This is a genomic window from Bradyrhizobium sp. MI1.3 (assembly GCF_055811695.1).
Genome location: NZ_JBVVPQ010000167.1, coordinates 1 through 3,915, shown reverse-complemented (window position 1 = coordinate 3,915; position 3,915 = coordinate 1). Strand labels below are relative to the sequence as shown.

At 60.1% G+C, this 3,915-nt stretch carries 4 protein-coding genes; 3 read left to right on the top strand and 1 reads right to left on the bottom strand.

What is annotated here, in order from left to right:
• The first annotated feature begins 576 nt into the window (after positions 1-576).
• Positions 577-1,359, top strand: coding sequence for a hypothetical protein (locus tag AC0L3A_RS40225; RefSeq protein ID WP_354129630.1), 783 nt, complete (start codon positions 577-579; stop codon positions 1,357-1,359).
• 159 nt (positions 1,360-1,518) lie between these two features.
• Here AC0L3A_RS40225 and AC0L3A_RS40220 read toward each other — a convergent pair whose 3' ends face one another.
• Complete coding sequence (locus AC0L3A_RS40220) at positions 1,519-1,971, bottom strand: phasin family protein (RefSeq protein WP_354129629.1); 453 nt, start codon at positions 1,969-1,971, stop codon at positions 1,519-1,521.
• A 635-nt stretch (positions 1,972-2,606) separates the two neighbouring features.
• Between AC0L3A_RS40220 and AC0L3A_RS40215 the strand changes: the two genes are divergently transcribed.
• Both AC0L3A_RS40215 and AC0L3A_RS40210 read left to right on the top strand, forming a co-directional pair.
• Entirely contained in the window at positions 2,607-3,077 is a 471-nt protein-coding gene (locus AC0L3A_RS40215; RefSeq protein ID WP_311985950.1) for a VCBS domain-containing protein, read from the top strand.
• Positions 3,078-3,109: 32 nt separating this feature from the next.
• Positions 3,110-3,418, top strand: a complete 309-nt coding sequence (locus AC0L3A_RS40210) for a hypothetical protein (RefSeq protein ID WP_311985951.1) — start codon at positions 3,110-3,112, stop codon at positions 3,416-3,418.
• Positions 3,419-3,915 lie beyond the last annotated feature (497 nt).

The window sequence follows — 3,915 nt, the reverse complement described above, 5'->3', positions numbered from 1 at the left end:
AAACTTGTTCGTGGTCTTGCTTGTCATGGCTCCATCCTCTCAGGAGTTGGAGCCTCCGGCAAACCCGGGGCGGTTCAATGGTGCATTCCGGCTCAATCGGAAGCTATGACTTGAGGGGAGCAACTGACGATGAGCTCAGCACGCTTGTCACAATCTTGAGTCGGCTGGAAGCTAGCACTGTCTGAGATTACTGTACTCATGGTGCTGGGCGCTCGGCGGCGAAGCATCGCAAATAAGTAACCTCCCAGCTTGCTTCTATAGCGGGAGCTCTACAGCATTCTGCCTGTTGACGAACTGCCCTCCGGCGTGATCTCGCATGGAGCGCACTGGCGAACCGTCAGGGTTCCTTCCGTAGTTCTCCGGCCGACAACATACTTTCGCCTCCTCGGCTGCGTTAAAAGCGCCAGTATAGCTCTGAGGTGAGCTGGTAAAAAAGACGACGTGACGTGCAGCTGCATGCTCATCCCCTGGGAAATGCTCAAAACCATCTGCGTCCCGTTGAAGGTTAACTCGCCGTAGCGCAGATGCGCGAATCGCTCTCCGGCGGGTGCTATTGCATTTCATATGGAGCGCCAAATGGCTTCCACGTTAGGCGACAAGCTCGCGGAAGAGCAGATCACGAAAAGCTTGGACGAGCATTTTTCTAGCCTGGCGAGCTTGGCCCGCGAAAAGGGAGTCGGCCCTTTGGCCCGACCGACCAGGATGAAGACGTCACGCGCCCCGCCGGGCACGGGTCATCGATTGGCCGGTTGGCGCTATTTGGCTTTCATCGGTTCGCTATTTGTAGCATCGATTACTGTCGTCGGGTGGCGATGGTCATCGTCCGTTGATTCGACAATGATGGTCGCCGCAGTACCGCCCCCTCCGGTACAAACCGCGCCGAATGACGTTGCGCCGACTGCCGTTTCCGTGTCTTCCGAGATTGCGCAGCAGCTCCAACCGATGGCGCGCGATTTAGCTGCCTTGAGGCAAACGGTGGAACAGCTCGAAATGAGGCAAGAACAATTGGTCCGCGGCAATGAAAATCTCGCAAGCCAACTCAAGGCGAGCCAGGAAGAAATGGCGCGGAACCACAGTACCATCGACCAGATCAAGGCGACCCAGATCCAGATGGCGCGCGAAAGCCAGACACTCACCGAGCAACTCAACGCGAGCCAGGAACAACTCGCCCACGTCATCGCCAACGCCTCAGCGCCAAAGGCGATGCCTGAGGTGAGCTCCGGAGAACCAAAGGTGATGCCCGAAATACCATTGCCTCGTCCGCGTCAGGCGGCCAATGTCGCCCAGACGCAGAAGCCGGCGCCGCCGCAAGCCAAAAAACCGCAACCGTCATTGGCATGGCCATGGTCAGTGCACTAATGCAGCACACATCCTCTACCCTCAGATGGCGACCTGGGTTTGGTCTGAGCCCGGTTTCGTTTCCGCCTCGTCGAGGCCAGCGGACCTGGTGAAGCGTCGCGCGACTTACGTGTGCGGCTCGAGATCCAGCCGCCCACGTAAGTGGCCCTAGAGGCTCGGCTACGCAGCGCGCTGCATCCGTTCGACGCTCTGAGCTATATGGTCGCCCGCATCGTCTGCTACCTTGAGGGACATGTCGGCCATCCGACGGCTGCTGTCCATCGCGCTGCGGATCGTGTCGCGCACTAGATCCGTCTGAACGGCTGCCAAGTCGTGATGAGTTCGACAGCGCCAGAGTTCATTCATTCTGTCCATGCTCCGCTCAATCTGTTGTCGAACGAACTCAAAGTACTCGCGCGAAACCCCGTTCATACCTTTAGCGACGGCTGTCGCGGAATACATGATGGTTTCGGCGTTGCGGGCTGAGCGTTCCGTCGACCGCTGCGCTTGGGGACTGATCGGCCGTGCGCCCTGTGGCTGTGCCGCGGAACGCGTAAAGTTCGGCTGGTAGCTTTCAATGTACGCGAAGGTCAGGTCTGATGTCCGCGTTGCTGTCAGAGAGCCGAATGTCACAGCCGTTCTTTAGTCGAAGACCTGCTCCCTTCGCGTGATCCTGCGGCCGTCGTCCCTTCAACCGTGGTGGTCTCACAGTGGCAGCGGTGCCGGGGCCCGATACCAGCACCTTCTTTCTTTAATCGTGCCCTTGGCCTTCTCGGTGACACCTCCATGTGCTTGCGATCCATACCGCGCTCCTTCATTTTCGGTGATGCATAACGCACGAGAGAGTTCGCCGCCATCGAACCGGTTCAGGGGCCGCATCCTATCGAAAAGATAACGGGCCGTTCCTGCATCAGCTCAAGGCGACCTGCGGAGTTCAGATGGGAGCTAGCTCGGCTTCACGCGGGCTTTCGGAGCTGCCGTGAGGAAGTCATCTCGGCTTCGGTCTCCTTGATTGTGCTGAGGACGTTTTTCACGGACGCTTCCAGACTCGATAAGGAATTCGGATCGGCTTCGATTTGCGGTGGACACCGTAAGTTGACTGGGCGAGCATGGTCCGCTCCCGCTTCGCAGCTGCGCATCGCGGCAAAGGCTAAGACACGTTCGGCATGCCTACGGCGAAATGGCAGTGACATCATAAAGCCAAGTGCCACGAGCACCATCATCATCACTAGCGACCCGTCGAGTGATCTGGTTATCGACGTCTCGTTGTGTTCGATAATGCGCGGCGGGGTGACCTGAACAACATCTGCCAAGACATCTTCCAGTGCCGTGCCGATCGTTTGCTCGCCTTGGCCCTCGACGACGGATGGTGGCGTGACTTGAACGTCATCCGGCGCGCGATTTACCGGTGGGCAGGTCAGTCGCTGATTGACGATTTCACCGTGAGGGCCGCGGACGGTACGGCGCAGACGGTGACCGTCACCATCGAGGGCAGCAACGAGGCCGCGGTCGTCTGCGGCGATATTTGCGGACGCGTGACCGAGCCAAGCAATTCCTGCGACGACCCCCCACGCGCCAGCGGCACCTTGTCCGACAAAGACGTCGATAATCCCGACGACACATTCACGGCGACGACATGTCCGCAGGCGAGCGACCACGGCTACGGCAGTTTCACGATGACGACCTGCGGCACGTGGACATACGTGCTCGACCCCGACGACCCGGAGGTCCAGGCCTGAGACCTTGCGACGCGCTGACCTACACCTTCACCGTGACCACGATCGACGGCACGCCGCAGATCGTGACCGTGGTCATCCAGGGCGCCGACGACCAAGGCTTTCGCAACCGGGCCGAGCCCGCGTTCCATTTCGAGGCGGGTGCGGAACTGCAGCATGCCAGCTCGACGGCTGCGGCAGTCGCTTCCTCGGTCCCCGTCGCCGCGCTCAATCCGGAGCACGATTCCGCCGCGACCGCATGGCCCCATCCGGCCGATGCGACGCCGGAGAGTTGGCGTTTCGACGAGCAGGAGGCTGCTGGCCAGGGCGTACAGCTACCCTTCCAACACGATCTTATCCTCTGAGAGCCGCCGACGCCTTCGTCGCGTCCGGGCGGATTGGCGTTTTCCGGAGGCGCTCCCATGGTTGCGCCGATCACATTCACGGACCCGCACCGCCATCAGCTGCACGGCCATCAAGAGCCGTGAAAGCGCGCTACTTCATGTCCGCTCCCAGGCACCATAATAATGAGTCATTGTAACCTCCAAGGTCATACTCGGAAGGCGACAGGAGCAGCACTTGCAGGATTCGCGATGTCCGCTCCGGGTCAAGGTGCGAAGAACCCGGCCTGAGCAAAACCAGTCCGCTTCCACCCACGAAGCTGACCTTAATGAGACGATTCGCCACTTCGCTGATGGGCCCGCAGCGTTGCATAGGACGCCAGAGGGCGATGCCCCAAGGCCGGTGCGGGGCTGATCTGTGCTAGGCTTCTTCAAAACATGTTGGTTGGCGTTGGCGGAGGCGATTGTGAGGCGACGTGAGTTCATCGCGCTCCTCGGCGGCGCGGCGGCAATCCGACCAC

Coding starts and splice junctions, on each gene's coding strand:
- AC0L3A_RS40225 (WP_354129630.1), top strand. CDS start 577: ATGGCTTCCACGTTAGGCGACAAGCTCGCGGAAGAGCAGATCACGAAA.